19 protein-coding genes are annotated in these 17,618 nt (G+C 70.3%); 14 read left to right on the top strand and 5 right to left on the bottom strand.

Going from position 1 to position 17,618, the window contains the following annotated elements:
* The 4 genes from MCBMB27_RS10255 to MCBMB27_RS10240 all read left to right on the top strand — a co-directional run bounded on the left by MCBMB27_RS10255 (position 1) and on the right by MCBMB27_RS10240 (position 4,471).
* Positions 1 to 1,221 carry an O-antigen ligase family protein gene (locus MCBMB27_RS10255; RefSeq protein ID WP_083683459.1) on the top strand — a complete coding sequence of 407 codons (1,221 nt, stop codon included), beginning with the start codon at positions 1 to 3 and terminating at the stop codon, positions 1,219 to 1,221.
* On the top strand, positions 1,218 to 2,600 hold the full coding sequence (gene gor / locus MCBMB27_RS10250) for a glutathione-disulfide reductase (protein ID WP_075380349.1): 1,383 nt from the start codon (positions 1,218 to 1,220) through the stop codon (positions 2,598 to 2,600). Before MCBMB27_RS10255 ends, gor begins: the two co-directional genes overlap by 4 nt.
* 55 nt (positions 2,601 to 2,655) lie before the next feature.
* Positions 2,656 to 2,973 carry an RNA polymerase sigma factor region1.1 domain-containing protein gene (locus tag MCBMB27_RS10245; RefSeq protein WP_043380700.1) on the top strand — a complete coding sequence of 106 codons (318 nt, stop codon included), beginning with the start codon at positions 2,656 to 2,658 and terminating at the stop codon, positions 2,971 to 2,973.
* A gap of 115 nt (positions 2,974 to 3,088) precedes the next feature.
* Positions 3,089 to 4,471 carry a class II 3-deoxy-7-phosphoheptulonate synthase gene (locus MCBMB27_RS10240; RefSeq protein ID WP_043380697.1) on the top strand — a complete coding sequence of 461 codons (1,383 nt, stop codon included), beginning with the start codon at positions 3,089 to 3,091 and terminating at the stop codon, positions 4,469 to 4,471.
* A 428-nt stretch (positions 4,472 to 4,899) separates the two neighbouring features.
* Here the strand turns inward: MCBMB27_RS10240 and MCBMB27_RS10235 are convergent, their stop codons facing one another.
* Positions 4,900 to 6,174, bottom strand: a complete 1,275-nt coding sequence (locus MCBMB27_RS10235) for an efflux RND transporter periplasmic adaptor subunit (RefSeq protein ID WP_075380348.1) — start codon at positions 6,172 to 6,174, stop codon at positions 4,900 to 4,902.
* A gap of 107 nt (positions 6,175 to 6,281) precedes the next feature.
* Complete coding sequence (locus MCBMB27_RS10230; protein WP_043757826.1) at positions 6,282 to 6,983, bottom strand: sulfate transporter family protein; 702 nt, start codon at positions 6,981 to 6,983, stop codon at positions 6,282 to 6,284.
* Between the two features lie 171 nt (positions 6,984 to 7,154).
* Here MCBMB27_RS10230 and MCBMB27_RS10225 point away from each other — a divergent pair, with 171 nt between their 5' ends.
* The 3 genes from MCBMB27_RS10225 to MCBMB27_RS30810 all read left to right on the top strand — a co-directional run bounded on the left by MCBMB27_RS10225 (position 7,155) and on the right by MCBMB27_RS30810 (position 9,503).
* Positions 7,155 to 8,504 carry a flavin monoamine oxidase family protein gene (locus MCBMB27_RS10225; RefSeq protein WP_075381922.1) on the top strand — a complete coding sequence of 450 codons (1,350 nt, stop codon included), beginning with the start codon at positions 7,155 to 7,157 and terminating at the stop codon, positions 8,502 to 8,504.
* Between the two features lie 87 nt (positions 8,505 to 8,591).
* Positions 8,592 to 9,218, top strand: coding sequence for a Crp/Fnr family transcriptional regulator (locus MCBMB27_RS10220; RefSeq protein ID WP_043380688.1), 627 nt, complete (start codon positions 8,592 to 8,594; stop codon positions 9,216 to 9,218).
* A 150-nt stretch (positions 9,219 to 9,368) separates the two neighbouring features.
* On the top strand, positions 9,369 to 9,503 hold the full coding sequence (locus tag MCBMB27_RS30810; RefSeq protein ID WP_257787407.1) for a hypothetical protein: 135 nt from the start codon (positions 9,369 to 9,371) through the stop codon (positions 9,501 to 9,503).
* 24 nt (positions 9,504 to 9,527) lie between these two features.
* On the opposite strand, the gene MCBMB27_RS10215 is transcribed toward MCBMB27_RS30810, so the two are convergent.
* Positions 9,528 to 10,526, bottom strand: a complete 999-nt coding sequence (locus MCBMB27_RS10215) for a 2-hydroxyacid dehydrogenase (RefSeq protein WP_043380685.1) — start codon at positions 10,524 to 10,526, stop codon at positions 9,528 to 9,530.
* A 270-nt stretch (positions 10,527 to 10,796) separates the two neighbouring features.
* Between MCBMB27_RS10215 and MCBMB27_RS10210 the strand changes: the two genes are divergently transcribed.
* Positions 10,797 to 11,360: an SH3 domain-containing protein gene (locus MCBMB27_RS10210; RefSeq protein ID WP_043355011.1), complete on the top strand. Its 564-nt coding sequence runs from the start codon at positions 10,797 to 10,799 to the stop codon at positions 11,358 to 11,360.
* 218 nt (positions 11,361 to 11,578) lie between these two features.
* Here the strand turns inward: MCBMB27_RS10210 and irr are convergent, their stop codons facing one another.
* Positions 11,579 to 12,094, bottom strand: coding sequence for a Fur family transcriptional regulator Irr (irr, locus tag MCBMB27_RS10205; RefSeq protein ID WP_012319639.1), 516 nt, complete (start codon positions 12,092 to 12,094; stop codon positions 11,579 to 11,581).
* 215 nt (positions 12,095 to 12,309) lie between these two features.
* Between irr and fabA the strand changes: the two genes are divergently transcribed.
* From fabA to fabI, 4 genes are all read left to right on the top strand, one after another.
* Positions 12,310 to 12,846: a 3-hydroxyacyl-[acyl-carrier-protein] dehydratase FabA gene (gene fabA / locus MCBMB27_RS10200; protein WP_043355013.1), complete on the top strand. Its 537-nt coding sequence runs from the start codon at positions 12,310 to 12,312 to the stop codon at positions 12,844 to 12,846.
* 140 nt (positions 12,847 to 12,986) lie between these two features.
* Positions 12,987 to 14,213 carry a beta-ketoacyl-ACP synthase I gene (fabB, locus tag MCBMB27_RS10195; RefSeq protein ID WP_043355015.1) on the top strand — a complete coding sequence of 409 codons (1,227 nt, stop codon included), beginning with the start codon at positions 12,987 to 12,989 and terminating at the stop codon, positions 14,211 to 14,213.
* Positions 14,214 to 14,270: 57 nt separating this feature from the next.
* A complete protein-coding gene (locus tag MCBMB27_RS30805; protein WP_257787406.1) occupies positions 14,271 to 14,393 on the top strand; it encodes a hypothetical protein in 123 nt (40 codons plus the stop codon).
* Positions 14,394 to 14,579: 186 nt separating this feature from the next.
* Entirely contained in the window at positions 14,580 to 15,410 is an 831-nt protein-coding gene (fabI, locus tag MCBMB27_RS10190) for an enoyl-ACP reductase FabI (RefSeq protein WP_043355017.1), read from the top strand.
* 3 nt (positions 15,411 to 15,413) lie between these two features.
* Here the strand turns inward: fabI and MCBMB27_RS10185 are convergent, their stop codons facing one another.
* Entirely contained in the window at positions 15,414 to 15,656 is a 243-nt protein-coding gene (locus MCBMB27_RS10185) for a hypothetical protein (RefSeq protein WP_075380347.1), read from the bottom strand.
* A 140-nt stretch (positions 15,657 to 15,796) separates the two neighbouring features.
* On the opposite strand from MCBMB27_RS10185, the gene MCBMB27_RS10180 reads away from it, so the two are divergent.
* Positions 15,797 to 16,036 (top strand): hypothetical protein, encoded by a 240-nt coding sequence (locus MCBMB27_RS10180; protein WP_020092122.1) that lies wholly within the window; start codon positions 15,797 to 15,799, stop codon positions 16,034 to 16,036.
* 52 nt (positions 16,037 to 16,088) lie between these two features.
* Complete coding sequence (locus MCBMB27_RS10175; RefSeq protein ID WP_075381921.1) at positions 16,089 to 17,603, top strand: DUF6880 family protein; 1,515 nt, start codon at positions 16,089 to 16,091, stop codon at positions 17,601 to 17,603.
* Positions 17,604 to 17,618: the final 15 nt, after the last annotated feature.

Raw genomic sequence — 17,618 nt, 5'->3', positions numbered from 1 at the left:
ATGAGCGCGGCCGGCCGCCTCTACGCGGCGGGCGGCGTGCTCCTCGCCGTCATGCCGCTCGCCATGGTGCTCGCCAACCGGTCGAGCCCGCTCATCTGCGGGCTGGCGGCGCTCGCCTTCCTGGCCGGGCGCTGGGCGGAGGACGCGGCCGCCCTGCGCCGCCATCTGCTGGGACCGCTCCGGACGCCGCTCGCCGGCGCAGCGCTCGCCTTCCTGGCCTGGGCCCTGATCTCGCTCGCCTGGAGCCCGTTCCCGGCCGCGTCGCTCCGGGTTCTCGGGGAGTTCCTGCCGACGCTGCTGGCCGCCTACCTGCTCACCTGTCTGGCGCCCGGCCGCATACCGGCCTTCGCGCCGCGCCTCGGCGCAATCGCGGTCGGGCTCGCAGGCCTCCTGATCGCGATCGACCTCGCCTCCGATCTTGCCCTGGAGCGTGCGCTCGGGCGCCGGGTCGCCGCCTTCGTTCACAACCGGCCGGCCTTGACCCTCGATCTCGTGGCCGGTCCGCTGGCCTTGGTGCTCTGGAAAGGCAGCGCCCGGGGCTTGGCGGCGGCGGTGCTGGGCTTCACGGCGCTCGGCGTCCTCCGCTCGATCAGCGGCGCCGCCCAGCTCGGCCTGCTGGCCGGCGCCGCGATGGCCGCCCTGGGCCGGATGCTGCCCCTGCGGGTAGGTCTCGGCCTCGCCGGCCTCGGTCTCGGCCTCGCCGTGGCGCTCGCCCCGGTCGAGGGCGACCTTCTCGCCCGCGCCATGCCGGAGGCGGCGCACGAGCGGCTCGTCCAGTCCTCCTCCCGGGCACGGGTCGCGATCGCGCGCAGCTTCGGCGCCGCCGTGGCGGCCGATCCCTGGCGCGGCGCGGGCTTCGGCACCAGCGCGCGCTTCGCCGAGACGCCCGTCGCGGAGACGGTGCCCCCCGAGATGCGGGTCCTGCTCGGGGTCGGGCATCCGCACAACAGCTTCCTGCAGATCTGGGCCGAGCTGGGCCTGCCCGGCGCCCTCCTCGCCGCCCTGACGCTGATGCTGATGCTTGCCCGGATCGCGCGGCTGACGCAGCCGGACCGCGCCACGGCCCTCGGTCTCGTGGCCTGCGCGGCCGCGATCGCCTTCGTCGAGCACAACGGCTGGGCGGCATGGTGGACGGCGGGGCTCGGCGCTGCCATCACCTGGATGCGTGCGGCGTCTCCAGCCGACGCGAACGAGAGATCCGAGCGGGACGGTCCGGCATGAGCGCGTTCGACGTCGACCTCTTCGTCATCGGCGGCGGGTCCGGTGGTGTCCGCGCGGCGCGGATCGCGGCCGGATACGGCGCGCGGGTGATGCTGGCCGAGGAGTACCGCGTCGGCGGCACCTGCGTGATCCGGGGCTGCGTCCCGAAGAAGCTGATGGTCTATGCCGGCCGCTTCGCCGACGAGTTCGCGGATGCCGCGGGCTTCGGCTGGACGGTGGGACAGCCCCGTTTCGACTGGGGCACCCTCAAAAGCCGGCGCGACGCGGAGGTGACCCGGCTCGAAGGCATCTACGACGCCAACCTGATCCGCGCCGGCGTCGAGATCGTGCCCGAGCGGGCGGTGATCGAGGATCCCCACACGGTCCGCCTGCTGAAGTCCGGCCGCACGGTCCGGGCGGAACGCATCCTCGTGGCGGTGGGCGCGCATCCGGTGAAAGAGCCGGCGGTGCCCGGGATCGATCTGGCGATCACCTCGAACGAGGTGTTCGAGCTGGAGAGCCTCCCGGAGCGCATCCTGGTGATCGGCGGCGGCTACATCGCGGTGGAATTCGCCGGCATCTTCGCGGCGCTCGGCAGCCGCACCACGCTGCTGCACCGGGGCGAAAAACTGCTGCGCGGCTTCGACGACGAGATCCGCGACGCCCTCGCCGAGGCCTACGGCCAACGGATGGACCTGCGGCTCGGGCGCACGCTGCGGCGCATCGCACGGCAGGACGGCGGCCTCTGCGCGGAGCTCGACGACGGCAGCGAGATCCGGGTCGATCAGGTGCTCATCGCCACCGGCCGGCGGCCCAACGTGGACGGGCTCGGCCTCGATCGCGTCGGGATCGAGACCGACGGGGTCGGAGCGATCCCGGTGGACGCCTATTCGCAGACCAAGGTCCCGTCGATCTATGCGGTGGGCGACGTGACCAACCGCGCCAACCTGACGCCGGTGGCGATCCGCGAGGGCCACGCCTTCGCCGACACGGTCTATGGCGGCAGGCCCTCCTGCGTCGATCACCGCCTGATCCCCACCGCGGTGTTCTCGACCCCCGAGATCGGCGTCGTCGGCCACAACGAGGCGGCCGCCCGGGAGATCTACGGCAAGATCGACGTCTACAAGGCGCGCTTCCGCCCGATGAAGGCGACCCTGTCCGGACGCGAGGAACGCATCCTCATGAAGGTGCTGGTCGATTGCGCCAGCGACCGGGTGGTGGGCGTCCACATCTTCGGCCACGATGCCGGGGAGGTGATCCAGGCGGTCGGTATCGCCGTGACCATGGGTGCGACGAAGGCCGATTTCGACCGGACCATCGCGGTCCATCCGACAGCCGCCGAGGAGCTCGTGACCATGCGGGTTCCGGAGGTCACCAAGCATCCGGTCGGCGTCGGCTGAAACCTCCGTGCGGGCGGGGCCTCGACGCGGTGCGCGACCGAGCCATATCTGTGGCATGGGCAAGCCGAGCACAGGCAAGGGACGACGCGAGGACGACGCGCATGCGCGGCGGCAGGCGATCATCGATGGCCTGCTGGCGGACGCCCTGCGGCCGGCCTTCCATCGGCCGCCGAGCCACGATGCCCTGCCGCCCGATATCCGTCAGGCCATCGACCGCCTGCTCGCCAAGGCTGAGGCGCAGCGCAGCCGCAACCTGACCTACGACGATCTGGAGGAGGCGCTGCCACCCCGGGACGTGTCGGCGGAAGACCTGGAGGCGATCTTCTGGATCCTGGCCGAGCACGGGATCGAGGTGGAAGACGGCGAGGCCTGACGCCGAGGCGCGCCTGCCCCCGGTTTCGCGGCACTCGCAAGTGTGAAGGAACCTCTCTATAAGCCGCGCTTCGCGCGACGGCGCGATCGCACGAAGAGGTGCGCGGAGAGAGACCATGGGCGAGCGTTGGACACCGAAAAGCTGGAGACATCTGCCGATCGAGCAGGTGCCCGCCTATCCGGACGCTGCCGCCCTGGGTGCCGTCGAGTCGCAGATCGCGAGCTTTCCGCCGCTGGTCTTTGCAGGTGAGGCCCGCAAGCTGAAGGCGGCGCTGGGGCGCGTCGCCGCGGGCCAAGCCTTTCTGCTGCAGGGCGGCGACTGCGCCGAGAGCTTCGACGAGCATTCCGCCGACAACATCCGGGATTTCTTCCGGGTGTTCCTGCAGATGGCGATGGTGCTGACCTTCGCGGGCGGATCGCCCGTGGTGAAGGTCGGGCGCATCGCCGGCCAGTTCGCCAAGCCGCGCTCCTCGCCCACCGAGACCCTCGAGGGCGTGAGCCTGCCGAGCTACCGGGGCGACATTATCAACGGCATCGGCTTCACCGAGGAGTTGCGGGTTCCGGATCCCCGCCGCCAGCTCGAGGCCTACCGTCAGTCGGCCGCGACCCTGAACCTGCTGCGCGCCTTCGCCACCGGCGGCTACGCCAACCTGGAGAACGCGCACCGCTGGATGCTGGGCTTCGTGAAGGATTCGCCGCAATCCTCGCGCTACCAGGATGTGGCCGGCCGCATGACCGACGCCCTCGACTTCATGCGGGCGATCGGCATCAATCCGGAGACGCATCCGGAGGTGCGGACCACCGATTTCTACACCAGCCACGAGGCACTGCTGCTCGGCTACGAGGAGGCGCTGACCCGCGTCGATTCGACCACGGGCGACTGGTACGCGACCTCCGGCCACATGCTGTGGATCGGCGACCGGACCCGGCAGCCCGACCACGCCCACGTGGAATACGCCCGCGGCATCAAGAACCCGATCGGCCTCAAGTGCGGCCCGTCCATGAAGGCCGAAGGCCTGATCCGGCTGATCGACCTGCTCAACCCGGAGAATGAGCCGGGGCGCCTCAGCCTGATCTGCCGCTTCGGCGCCGACAAGGTCGGCGACCACCTGCCGGCGCTGATCCGGGCGGTCGAGCGTGAAGGGCGCTCGGTGGTGTGGATCTGCGATCCGATGCACGGGAACACGATCCCGGCGGGCCGCTACAAGACCCGGCCCTTCGAGCGGGTGATGCAAGAGATCGAAGGCTTCTTCGGCGTTCACCGGGCCGAGGGCACCTTCGCGGGCGGCATCCATCTGGAGATGACCGGCAAGGACGTCACCGAATGCACGGGCGGCGCCCGGGCACTGACGGCCGACGACCTTCAGGACCGCTACCACACCTACTGCGACCCGCGCCTCAACGCGGAGCAGGCTCTCGAGGTGGCGTTCCGGACCGCCGAGCTGGTCAAGGCCGAGCGCAGCCACGTGGAGCGCCCGCGCCTCGACGCCGCCGAATAGGGCGGTCCCTCCGTCCACAGACCGATGGCGCGCGCGACCTCCTCGCGGGGGCGGCGCGCGTCCGGCTCCGGCCGCCGTCCTGGCAATCCGATCCGCCGCAGTGCCTCGCGCAAAGCGGTGACGAGGCGTGCCGACGTGAACGCGCAGATGCGATCCGCCCCGAGGCTGTAGACCGGCCGATCACAGGCCTCGAAGATCTCCCCGGCGGGCACATCGGGCAGATCGCGCTCCAGGATCCTGCGAACCTGGGGGCACTCATCCATCGCAGGCCCGAAGAACCGCAACGCGCCGCACGCCTCGGACTTTTCCGCGATTGCGGGTGACCTCGGCGTTCTTGATGCGCTTCTCACAGCTCGTCCCGTCGCTCGGCGCGAGGGTGAGGCCGATGGTGAGCCCGACGCGGATTGCAGGGGGCTGTTCCCGGCCGATCAGCGTTGCGCCGATCGGAGCGGCTCCATCGACTGCGGCGGTTTCACGGGTTCGGCCGACTGGCCGTCGCGCAAGTCCGGAGCCGGGCTGTAGATGATGCGGCTGTCCGCGGAGAGACCGGAATCCAGCTCCAGCGTGCGCCCGAGATCGCGCCGCACGCGGATCGTCCGCCATGTCACCCGGTCATCGTCGCCCAGGGTCGCGACCTGCAGGCCGTTGCTGTTGAACACCGTCGCCTCGGCGGGGATCGTTACGCCGGGCTCGGTCCGGGGGATCTTGAGGGTGACGTAGGCATAGAGCCCGGCGCGCAGGGTCCGGTCGGGATTGGGCACGTCCACCTGGGTGGTCAACGTACGCGACGCCGCGTTCAGCGCAACGGAGCTGCGCTCCACAAAACCCTCGAAGCGGCGGCCCGGCATCTGCGGGACGGTGATCGCTGCCTGGACACCGGGCTTGACGCCGATGGCGTCGTTCTGCGGGACGTTGACGGTGATCCGCAGGGTGCTGTCCTGATCCATGCTCAGGAGCGGCGTCCCGCCGTTATCGGCCCGGACAAGATCCCCGACATCGACATTGCGCACCGTTACGACGCCATCGAACGGGGCTACGACGCGCTCGAACGCGGTGAGCGCCTTCAGGCGGTCGACGACGGCCTCCTGCACCTTGATGTTGGCCGTGGCGACCTTCACGCCGGCCTCTGCGGCGGCGAGCGCCGCGGCCTGACTGAGCACACCGGCCTGGGTGTTGTCGGCGTTCTGCCGCGACGCCCAACCTTGCACCGCGAGCGTGGAAGTGCGGTTATTGGTGAGGTTGGCGAGGTTGACGTTGGCGCGCGCCTGCTCGACCTGCGCCTGTGCCTGGAGCAACTGCGCCCTCAATTGTCCGACCTGCGCCTCGGCCTGCGCGAGTTGCTGATCGAGATCCGGTGCGGCGATGCGCAGGAGCAGCTCGCCCGCCTTCACGCGCGATCCGATATCGACCCGGCGTTCGGCGATGTAGCCGGTGGCGCGGGCGGCGATCGCCGCCGTGGTGAAGGCCTGCATCTCGCCGGGAAGCACGAGATCGACGGGACCCTCCGCCCGCACGGCCGTGACGGTCCGCACCTGGGGCACGAGGGTCTTGATCCGCTCCAGCGTCGCGGTCGCCTCCGCGTCGCGCTGCCAATGGCCGTAGGCGCCCCAGGCCAGGAGACCCATTGCGGCAAGCCCTACGAGAAAGAACGGGACCTTGCCGGGCGGCGGTGGAACGTCCGCACCTGCGTCGTGGGCCTTCATCGATCGGCTCTCCGCCCCGAACGTCAGGTCGGGTCACGGTGAAGGTAGCGGGCGACGGCCGGGCCGGCCAGAGCGGTCACGGGCCGCATCCTCGCAGATGCGTGGGCCTAACGCAGGGGTCCGGTCACCAGCGGGCGTCGGCCGAGGCGCTTGTGGAGGTGGACCATCAGCGCGATTCCGAAGAGCGGCGTCAGCAGGTTGAGGATCGGAACGACCATCAGGGCCGCCAGCAGGCAACCGGCACCGAGTGTCCGGACGGAGAAAGCGCGGCGCATCTCGGCGGCCTCCGGAAGGGGCCGGAACCGGGCCGCCGCCATCTCGAAATACTCGCGGGAGAGCAGATAGGCATTGGCCGCGAAGAAGGCCGCGATTCCGATCACCGGCACGAAGAAGATCACCAGCGCCGCGAGATTGACCAGAAGCGTCAGGCCGGCGAAGCGCACCGCATAGAGCATGGCGGTTCCGAACGGCATGGGGCGTCCGGGCGGGTCATTCGGGAAATCGGTGCGCTCGACGATCTCGGCGGCATCGTCGAGGAAGAAGCCCGCCACCAGGATCGAGACCGCCGGCATCAGGTAGGCGAGGACCACGACGAGACCGACCCCCGCCAGATAGTAGGCGAGGTTGTCGAGGATCGGGTACTGGGTGGAGATGTGGTGGCTCGCCTGGAACGCCTGGATGAGCCGGGTCAGGCCGAGCCAGACCAGGAGCAGGAGCCCGACCGTCAGGCCGAGGGATTTCCACAGGATCGCCCGCAGCGGTGGCGAGAAGGTCTGGCGCAACGCCGCCGCGGCGGACTCGACGAGCATCGGGCGAAGTGTTCCGGCCCGCGCCGAAAGCGGCGCAGGCGCGTTGTGGAGCGGTGTGGCGACCGGTGCAAGGCCGGGAGCCGTCGCAGGGGCGAGAGGGTGCGGGGAGAACGCGTGCAGGATACCACCGGACAGGACACGACCGGACAGGGCACCGCCGGACAGGTCGCGATGCCGCAGGCTGCGGAGTCCCGATGGATCGACCCGGCGTTCCGCCCCGCCTACAGGCCGCGCCTCGCGCCGCTTCCCGAAGTGGCGGACGTGCTGGTGATCGGTGCGGGTGCCGCGGGGATCGGCGCGGCCCGGACTCTTGCCGCACGGGGTGTTTCGGTGGCCGTGCTGGAGGCACGGGACCGCGTCGGTGGCCGCGCCCTGACGGTCGCCCTGCGCGGCCATGCCCTCGATCTCGGAGCCCATTGGCTTCATGCCGGGCCGATCAACCCCCTGGTGACGCTCGGTCGGACGCGCGGCGAGCGGCTGCGCCGTGCGCCGCAGGAGAGCCACGTCTGGGTCGGGCGTCGGCCCGGCCGCGCCGCCGAGATCCGGGCCAACGGGCGTGCCTTCGACCGGGCCGACCGGGCCATGACCCGCGGCGCCGCGCAGCCCGGTCCCGACCGGCCGGCAGGCAGCGCGCTGCCGCCGGGGCTCGGGCCCTGGGGGGCGCGGGTGGCGCAGGTCCATGGCCTCGTGTCGGGCCGGCCGCTGAACGAGGTCTCGCTTCAGGACTTCCCCAGCCTCGAATACGGCGACAACTACTTCCTCGCCGACGGCTACGGCAGCTACCTCGCCCGCTTGGCGGACGGGTTGCCGGTGGCGCTCGCGACAGCGGTGACGCGGATCGACTGGTCGGGCGGCCGGGTCCGCGCGACCACCGCGGCCGGAGCCGAGCACGCCGCGCGCGCCGTGATCGTGACCGTGCCGATGATGGTGTTGCGTGAGGGACCGGTCTTCTCGCCGCCGCTGCCGAATGCGGCCCGCGCCGCCATCGACGGGTTCACCACCGGCATCTACGAGCACGCGGTGCTGCACTGGCCGTCGAGCCCGTTCCGCGGCCGCGACCGGCTCGCGGCGATCCATGGCGGGCGTCACGCGCCGCCGGGGCTTCTGACCCGCATCGACGGAACGCCGTTCCACTATTACGAACTCGACCTGCACGAGGCGGCGGCGATCGACGCCGCTGGCTCCGGCGCAGACGGCGTGCGCCGCCATGTCCGCGCGGTCCTGGCCGAGCATTTCGGCGGCGCACGGCTGCGCGATCTCACGATCCCGGCGGTGAGCGCGTGGCGCCACGACCGATGGTCGCGCGGATCGTGGGCGGTAGTCCCGCCGGGCCATGCGCCGGCGCGACAGGCCCTGCGCGGCGCGGTGGCCGATACGGTCTGGTTCGCCGGCGAGGCGCTGTCCTGGGAACAGTGGGGCACCGTCGGCGGCGCCTACGAGGAGGGCGTTCGGGCCGCCGAGGCCGTGGCCGCGGTCGTCACGGACGGGGCCGGGACGCGTATCCGTGCAGGCACAGGCTGAGATCCCCGCTGCGCGGAAAGCCCCGAAAAGCTTGCCGGAGCGGGGCAAGACAGGCATCCCCCGGCTGACACGCTTCAGGGGGCGGCCATGGATTGGGTCGAGGGCATCGGCTATCTCGGGACGGCGCTGACCATTTCGGCGACGGCCATGAGCACGATGATTCCGTTGCGGATCATCTCGCTCTGCGCAAGCTGTGCCGTGATCACCTACGGCATCCTGATCGGCAGCATGCCGGTGGTGCTCACCGAGCTGATCCAGATGCCCTTCAATGCCTACCGGCTCTGGCAGATGATGCGCCTCGTCCGCGACGTGGAGACGGCCGCCGACGGCGACCTGTCCCTCGAATGGCTGCGGCCCTTCGGCTCGCGGCGCCCGTTCGGCGTCGGCGAGGTGGTGTTCCGCAAGGGGGATCTCGCCGACGAGATGTACTACATCGAGAGCGGCGTGTTCCGGATCCCGGAGGTCGGCCTCGAGGTGCGCAAGGGCGGGATCGTCGGCGAGCTGGGTCTGCTGTCACCCGGCAATGCCCGAACCGCGTCGTTGGTCTGCGTCGAGGCGGGCCACGCGCTGTGCGTGTCCTATTCGGACGTAAAGCAACTCTACTACCAAAACCCCGAATTCGGGTTCTACTTCCTGAAGCTGACAAGCGAACGCCTGTTCCAGGGCGTTCAGGGCATGGCCAAGCCGCAGGCGGTGACCGGCGACGCCCTCTGACCGCGGCCAGACCATCCGTGCGGCTCGTCTACGCTTCCGGACGCCGGAAGTCGGTCTCGCGGCGGGCGCGGGCAGTGTCGTGGGCGAATTGGGCCTTCCGTCGCCGGTGCACGCGCGCACCGCCTCGCGGTCTGCGCGGAGCCGGGCAGGGTGCTGTGCGTCGGCCATTCCGATCTGAAGGACCTCTCCGATCAGAGCCCGGAATGCGACTTCGCTTTCCTCAAGCCGACCTCGGAGCGCCTGTTCCAAAGCGTCGAGGCCGCCAGAAAGCCGCTGGCGGCCTGAGGCCCTTCGAAGGCGCAGCGCTGCTCAGAGCATGCTGGGCAGGATGCGGTCCGGCGGCCTGTGGCCGTCCATGAAGGTCTTGATGTTGATGATGACCTTCTCGCCCATGTCGGTGCGGCTCTCATAGGTTGCCGAACCCATATGCGGCAGGAGCACGACCTTCCCCTGGCGCGCGAGCTTGACGAGCCGGGGGCTGACTGCGGGCTCCTGCTCGAACACGTCGAGGCCGGCCGCCGAAACCTCGCCGCCCTCGATCAAGCGCGCCAGGGCGTTCTCGTCGATCACCTCGCCGCGGGCGGTGTTGACCACGATGGCCTCGGGCTTGAGCAGCTTCAGGCGCCGCGCCGAGAGCAGATGGTAGGTGGCTGGCGTGTGCGGGCAATTCACCGACACGATGTCGACGCGCGCCAGCATCTGGTCGAGGGATTCCCAGTAGGTGGCGTCGAGGGCGCTCTCGATGGCGGCGGGCACACGGCGGCGGTTGTGGTAATGGACCTGCAATCCGAAGGCGCGGGCGCGCTTGGCCAGGGCCTGGCCGATCCGGCCCATGCCGACGATCCCCAGCCGCTTGCCGGTGATGCGCCGGCCGAGCATCCAGGTCGGCGACCAGCCCGTGGTCCACTCGTCATCCGGGATGATCCGCGCGCCCTCGGTCACCCGGCGGGCCACCGCGAGGATCAGCGCCATTGTCATATCGGCGGTGTCCTCGGTCAGAACGCCGGGCGTGTTGGTGACCGTGATGCCGCGCTCCAGCGCCGCCGCCACGTCGATGTGATCGACGCCGTTGCCGAAATTGGCGATGAGCCGCAGGTTCGGTCCGGCCTGGGCAATCAGGCCGGAATCGATCTCGTCCGTGACAGTGGGGACGAGGACATCGGCCTCGCGCAAAGCGGCCGCCAGATCGTCCGCCGCCAGCGGAGCGTCGTCGGCATTGAGCCGGACGTCGAACAGCTCACGCATCCGCGTCTCGACGGCATCCGGAAGGCGCCGCGTCACGACCACCAGCGGCTTGCGCTTCGACACGTCTCTCTCCCCGTCAGCCCCGCGGCCCTGATTGCGGCACGCGCCCGGCGGCTTCCGCCCGGACCGCTTCCCGCAAGCGTCCGTTAACCGAACTCGGCCAGACAGGATCGGTCACGAGGCGCCGGTTCCGGAGCCAGTTCCGACCCATCGGCCTCTCTACCAGAGGTGGGCCGGAACACAATCGGATGCGGCCCGGTCCGCGTGTCGAACCGGCCCTGCTTTCGACAGGTCCGGCGCCCACCAACGCCACGTCTGGATAGGGAGACGACCATGCGCGTGTCACGCCTCAGCTTCGCCGTCGTGGCGATGCTGGCCGGCGGCCTCGCGACCGGTGCCCGGGCGGCGCCGCCCGCAGGCCCCGAGGCTGGGGTCGGACCGGTGACCAAGCTGCCGCTGCCGCGCTACGCGAGCCTGAAGACCGATCGCGTCAACCTCCGCGAGGGCCCCTCCAAGGATCACCGCACCCTTTGGGTCTTCCAGCGGGCCGGCCTGCCCGTCGAGATCATCGGCGAGTTCGAGACCTGGCGCCGGATCCGCGATTCGGAGGGGACCGAAGGCTGGGTGCTGCACTCCCTGCTGTCCGGCCGCCGGACCGCCATCGTGAATGCCGGCCCCGACAAGGGCGTCGAGAAGGCTGCCGTATCGCTGCGCGCGAAGGCCGACGACGGCGCCGAGGACGAGGCCAAGCTTCAGACCGGGGTGATCGGCAGCGTCAAGAGCTGCACCGGCACGTGGTGCCGCCTGATCGTCGCCCTGCCGAACAAGCGGGACGTGGATGGCTATATCCGCCAGAACCGCCTGTGGGGCGTCTATCCGAACGAGGTCGTGGAGTAGCGTTCGGCGCGATCATCGCCATCGGGCGATGCCGGCCGGCACGGACACTCCCATACCGGGACCGCGCAGCAGACGGTATCCGATGCCGGCACCGATCGCCGCACCCCGACCGGAATGGCCGGCGCTCCGGTGTCGCGCGACCGAGCGCAAACGCAAAGGCCCGGACGAAACCGGGCCTTTGCGACGATCCTGATGATTCCTTGAGCCGTACCGCGGCGTCAGCCCTGGCGGCGGCCCGCCGGCCGGCTGCGGCGCAGCCGTACGATCACCTCGACCCCGGCGATCTCCATCCCCTCGGGGGCCTCGGGCAGCGAATCAACCGTGATGCCGCAATCCGGCATGTCGATGACCTGGCTCTCGTCTTCCAGGTAGAAGTGGTGGTGCTCGGTCGGGTTCGTGTCGAAATAGGCCTTCGACCCGTCGAGCGCGAGCTGGCGCAGCAGCCCCGCCTCGGTGAACTGATGGAGGGTGTTGTACACCGTCGCCAGCGACACCGGCACCTTGGCGCGCATCGCTTCGTCGTAGAGCATCTCGGCCGTGAGATGGCGGTCGCCGCGGCCGAACAGAAGCCAGCCGAGGGAGAGACGCTGCCGCGTCGGCCGCAGGCCGGCCCGACGCAGGCGGTCGCGGAGGTCGGACAGCGGGCACCCGCGCCGCGGAGTCCCGTTGGCCTCCAACTGGGGGGCGGGGACCCGGCCGTTGAAGACGGCCTGGAATGGCACCGGTTCGGACATCGCTGGACTGAACGCTCGACGAGGGGCCTGAAGGAACGGATGTCGCCCGAGTATATTGAAGTGGTCAGGCTGTCGCAACCCGAGCGTTGCCGCATGCCTGCGGCCGCAGGCTTTGAAGGCGCGACGCCCCGTGCTAACCCGCGCGCCAGCCGACGGGCCGAGTATAGTCGCCCGCGACGTGAAGATCGCGCACATCCGAGGAAACAGCCAACCCAATGCCGCCAGACGCCGAGACACAAGCGCAGGACGCGAACCGCCGGTCGCACTATTCTTACGAGGATCTTCTGGCCTGCGGGCGCGGCGAACTCTTCGGATCCGGGAACGCGCAATTGCCGCTTCCGCCGATGCTGATGTTCGACCGCATCACGTCCATCGCGGCCGAGGGTGGCGCCCATGGGAAGGGCCACGTGACCGCCGAACTCGACATTCGGCCGGACCTCTGGTTCTTCCCCTGCCACTTTCAGGGCGATCCGGTGATGCCGGGCTGCCTCGGGCTCGATGCGCTCTGGCAGATGCTGGGCTTCCATCTCGGCTGGCTCGGCTCGCCGGGTCGTGGCCGCGCCCTCGGCGTCGGCGAGGTGAAGCTCGCCGGCCAAGTCCTGCCGACGATGAAGAAGGTGGTCTACAATGTCGACGTGAAGCGCGTCCGTCAGGGCAAGCTCGTCCTCGGCATCGGCGACGGCTGGCTCGAAGCGGACGGCGAGCGCGTCTATCAGGTTCAGGACATGCGGGTCGGCCTGTTCCAGAGCTGAATCGCGTCGGCCGGGCGTCCGGTTCGCGGCTCGGCCGCAACGCCGGACGATCTCGGTGGTTGAGATTGTGTCCGCGTCACCTTAGCTGACCGGTACGTGGCCCGGGCGACCGAGGCCGCGACGGAGGTAGTGTCACCATCATGCGCCGTGTCGTCATCACCGGGATGGGCATCGTCTCGTCCATCGGCAACAACACGCAGGAGGTGCTCGCCTCCCTGCGCGAAGCCCGCTCGGGCATCGCGCGCGACGCCAGCTACGCCGAGCACGGCTTCCGAAGCCAGGTCTCGGGCGCGCCGACCCTCGACCCCGAAGGCGTGGTGGACCGGCGCGCCATGCGCTTCCACGGCGGCGGCACCGCCTGGAACCACGTCGCCATGGATCAGGCGATCCGGGACGCGGGTCTAGAACAGGGCGACATCTCGAACGAGCGCACCGGCATCATCATGGGTTCGGGCGGTCCGTCGACCCGGGTGATCGTCGAGGCCGCCGCCATCGCCCGGGAGAAGGGCCCCAAGCGCATCGGCCCGTTCGCGGTGCCGAAGGCGATGTCGTCCACCGCCTCGGCGACCCTGGCGACGTGGTTCAAGATCCGCGGCGTGAATTATTCGATCTCCTCCGCCTGCGCGACGTCGAATCACTGCATCGGCAACGCCGCAGAGATCATCCAGGGCGGGCGGCAGGACATCATCTTCGCGGGTGGGTGCGAAGACCTCGACTGGACCCTCTCGGTGCTGTTCGACGCCATGGGCGCCATGTCGTCCAAGTACAACGACACGCCGTCCCGGGCCTCCCGCGCCTACGATGCCAACCGCGACGGCTTCGTCATCGCCGGCGGCGCGGGCGTTCTGGTCCTCGAGGAGCTGGAGCACGCCAAGGCGCGGGGCGCCCGGATCTACGGCGAGATGGCCGGCTACGGCGCCACGTCGGATGGGCACGACATGGTGGCGCCGTCGGGCGAAGGGGCCGTCCGCTGCATGCGGCAGGCCATGGAAGGCCTGAAGGGCGCGCGGATCGACTACATCAACCCGCACGCCACCTCGACGCCGGTCGGCGACGACAAGGAGATCGAGGCGATCCGCGAGGTCTTCGGCCGGGGCGACGCATGCCCGCCGATCGCCGCCACGAAGTCGCTCACCGGTCACTCGCTCGGCGCCACCGGCGTGCAGGAGGCGATCTACAGCCTGCTCATGATGAACAACGGCTTCATCTGCGAGAGCGCGCATATCGACGAACTCGATCCCGCCTTCGCCGACATGCCGATCCTGCGGGCGCGTCGGGACGACGCGCAGCTCGGGCACGTGCTGACGAATTCCTTCGGCTTCGGCGGCACCAATGCGACCCTGGTCCTGAAGCACGTCGACGCCTGATTACTGAAGGGAACCGCCGGCTTGAGGTCGGCGTTTACCGAATGTTGAGATCTGGTGGTGGCAATGGGGACTTTCATCTTCGGAACGCTAAGCGGGCTGGTCATCGCCGGTTGCGCCGCGATCTACGCCAAGCAGGCCCTCATCGACGAGGCCCAATCGCATACGGACGGCCATTTCTGAGTCCGGCCGCCCCGCCGGGAACGCCCCGCCAACAGGCGGGGCTTTTTTTTGCCTGCCGTCCGACCGCCGACCGGTTTGGAACGCACGGCGAGCCGCGCTAAGGCACCCTTTGGCGGTTCGCTTGCGCGGATCGCGGACCGTCCCCGCCTGGTAGGGGCGGCGTGCTTGGTCAGGATGTGAGTCGGCATGACGGGATTGATGGCAGGCAAGCGCGGCCTGATCATGGGCGTCGCGAACGATCACTCGATCGCCTGGGGTATCGCCAAGGCGCTGCACGCCCAGGGCGCGCGCCTGGCTTTCACCTACCAGGGCGAGGCTTTGGGACGCCGCGTGGCACCGCTCGCCGCCAAACTCGATTCGGATCTCGTCCTCCCCTGCGACGTCGAGGACCTCGCCTCCGTGGATGCGACCTTCGAGGCCCTCGATGCGCGATTCGACGGCGGCCTCGACTTCGTGGTCCACGCCATCGGCTTCTCCGACAAGGCGCAGCTCAAGGGCCGCTACGTCGACGTGACCACCCGCGAGAATTTCGTGCGGACGATGACGATCTCGTGCTTCTCGTTCACCGAGATCGCGCAGCGCGCGGCCAAGCGGATGACGCAGGGCGGGTCCCTGCTGACCCTGACTTACGGCGGGGCGACCCGGGTCATGCCGAACTACAACGTGATGGGCGTGGCCAAGGCGGCGCTGGAGGCGTCCGTCCGCTACCTCGCGAGCGATCTCGGTCCGGACGGGATCCGCGTCAACGCGCTCTCCGCCGGCCCGATGCGGACGCTGGCGGGCGCCGGGATCGCCGACGCGCGGCTGATGTTCAATCACCAGCGGGCCCATGCGCCGCTGCGGCGCACGGTGAGCCTGGAGGATGTCGGCGGCTCAGCCCTCTACCTCCTGTCGCCGCTCTCGGGCGGTGTCACCGGCGAGGTCCATTTCGTGGATGCCGGCTACAACATCATCTCGATGCCGCGCCCGGACGTGCTTCAGGCCCAGGACGCGGCCGGAGTCGTCGGCGACGCCTGAGCCTCACTCCTCCGGGATGCGGCCCGGAGGCAGCGGGCCGCGCCGGACGCCGCGTTCGTCGCGCCGCGCCCGCACGGCGCGGATTTCTTCCGCGGAGGGCGGCGCGGACGGGTAGTTCGAGGCGAACGGATTGGGCGGCGTCCCGCGCCCGGAACCGCCGAAGAGCTTGTCGAGGAACCCCTCCTCGGCGCTGGCGGGCCGGGCGACCAGGAGGAGGGCGAGGGCGAGAAGCGGGCGAAGCTGCATCGGGATCGTCTGGATATCGGGATCCGCTGCCGATAGCGGCACTTTCCGGCGGATCGGAGGCCGCCACGCACCACGCCTGGAACCCCCAGCACATCCGGCGGGTTCGCGCTCAACAATGCCGGGCGTGAACAGGAGGCGTGATGTCTGAGGTTACCTATCGCATCGTCGAGCACGACGGCGGGTTCGCCTACAAGGTCGGCGACGTCTTTTCCGAGACCTTCCCGAGTCGCGAAGAGGCGCTGCAGGCGGCCCAGGCCGCGGCGGCAGAGCAGCAGGTCCCCGGCTCGACCGAGGGCATCCGCTACCAGGATCAGGCCGGCGGCTGGCACGACGAGACCGCCCAGGGCAGCGATCGGCCCCGCGCCCGCGTCGTGGAGTAGCCGGCGCGGACGGGACGGCCGTGTGGAACCCGACGCATCGAAGGAGGCCATCGTGGCGCGCGCGCGGCGGGTGACACCGGAACCGCCGCCGCAGGGACGCCGGAAGGCGCCCGCCCTCCCGAAGGGCGTGCGCCGCACGACACCGTCGCCGGAAACGCTGGCGGCGCTCGGCCCGGACCGGTTGATCGGGCTGATCCTCGGCGAGACCGCGCGCAATCCCGCCTTCAAGAAGCTGGTGAGCGCCGCTTTGGCTTCCCTCCAGGGGCCGGACGCCGTGGCGGCCATCGTCGACCGGCGGCTGACGGCCCTGGAGGGGGCCCAGGGCTATATCGACTGGCAGAAGCGACGGACCTTCGCGGCCGATCTCAACGCCACCGTGACGGTGATCCTCGACGAGCTGCGCCCCCTCGATGCGGGCGCCGCCCTCGATCGCCTGAGACGCTTCCTCAACGGTGCCGACGCGGTCCTGAACCGTGTCGACGACAGCACCGGCGCGGTGCAGGGCGTGTTCGATCGCGCCTCGACGGCCTTCGTGGAGATCGCGGGCAACCTGCCTCCGGCGGAGGCTGCCGGGTTGGCGGCACGCCTCGTCGAGCCCTTTGCGGCGGATCCGTTCGGTCCACTGGGACTCGTCCTCGGGGACATGATCCCGACGCTGCCCGAGTCGGCCCTTGCCGAGATCGACGACAGGCTCGCCGCGGCCGACGCCGCGATGCCGACGGGCGGCGATCCCCGCCGCGAGGCGACGCATCATCGGCAGGCGGCCCGGATCCAGATCCTGCGCCTCCGGCAGGCCATAGCCGACCGGCGCGGCGATCCGGACGCCTTCATCGCCCTGGAGCGCACGGTGCTGCCGGGGCGGGAGAACCGCGTCGAGATTGCCCGGCGCCTCCTCGCCGCCGGACGGGCGGAAGAGGCGCTGGACTGGATCCGGCGCATGCAAGATCCGGGATTGCGCATCGCGACGCGGGCGGATCTGATCGCGGGATTCGATACGCGCGGGCCGGAGCGCGAACGGCAGTCGCTGGAGATCGAGGTCCTCGATGCCCTCGGCCGGTCCGACGAGGCACAGCTCCTCCGGTGGACCCGATTCGAGCGGGAACTCGACGCGCCGATGCTGCGGACCTTCCTCGCCAAGCTTCCGGATTTCGAGGACGAGGAGGCGCTCCAGCGCGCCCTCGACCATGCCGAGGCCTTCCCGCAGCCGCACCGGGCTCTGACCTTCCTGACGGCTTGGCCGGATCTTCGCCGCGCCGCCGGATTGGTGGTCGCGAGGCCCGGGATCTGGCAGGGCGATCAGTACGCGGTGCTGGCGCCGGCGGCCGAGGCGCTTGCCCAGGAACACCCCCGGGCGGCCACGATCCTGTATCGCCGGCTCCTCGACTCCATCCTCGAGGGCGGCCGCAGCGCCGCCTACCCGCATGGGGCGCGCTACCTCGCGGAACTCGACGCCCTGGCGGGGCGCCTCGCGGCCGGCGATGCCGAGCCGGATCCGAAGGCCTACCGCGCGGCGCTGCGGCAGGCGCACGGCCGCAAGCACGGGTTCTGGAGCCTCGTCCGGGATTGAATCGGGTAAACCGGG

The organism is Methylobacterium phyllosphaerae (genome assembly GCF_001936175.1).
In the GTDB taxonomy this organism is placed as follows: domain Bacteria; phylum Pseudomonadota; class Alphaproteobacteria; order Rhizobiales; family Beijerinckiaceae; genus Methylobacterium; species Methylobacterium fujisawaense.
Note: the sequence above shows the minus strand (reverse complement) of the source record. Positions and strands in the feature narration are given on the sequence as shown.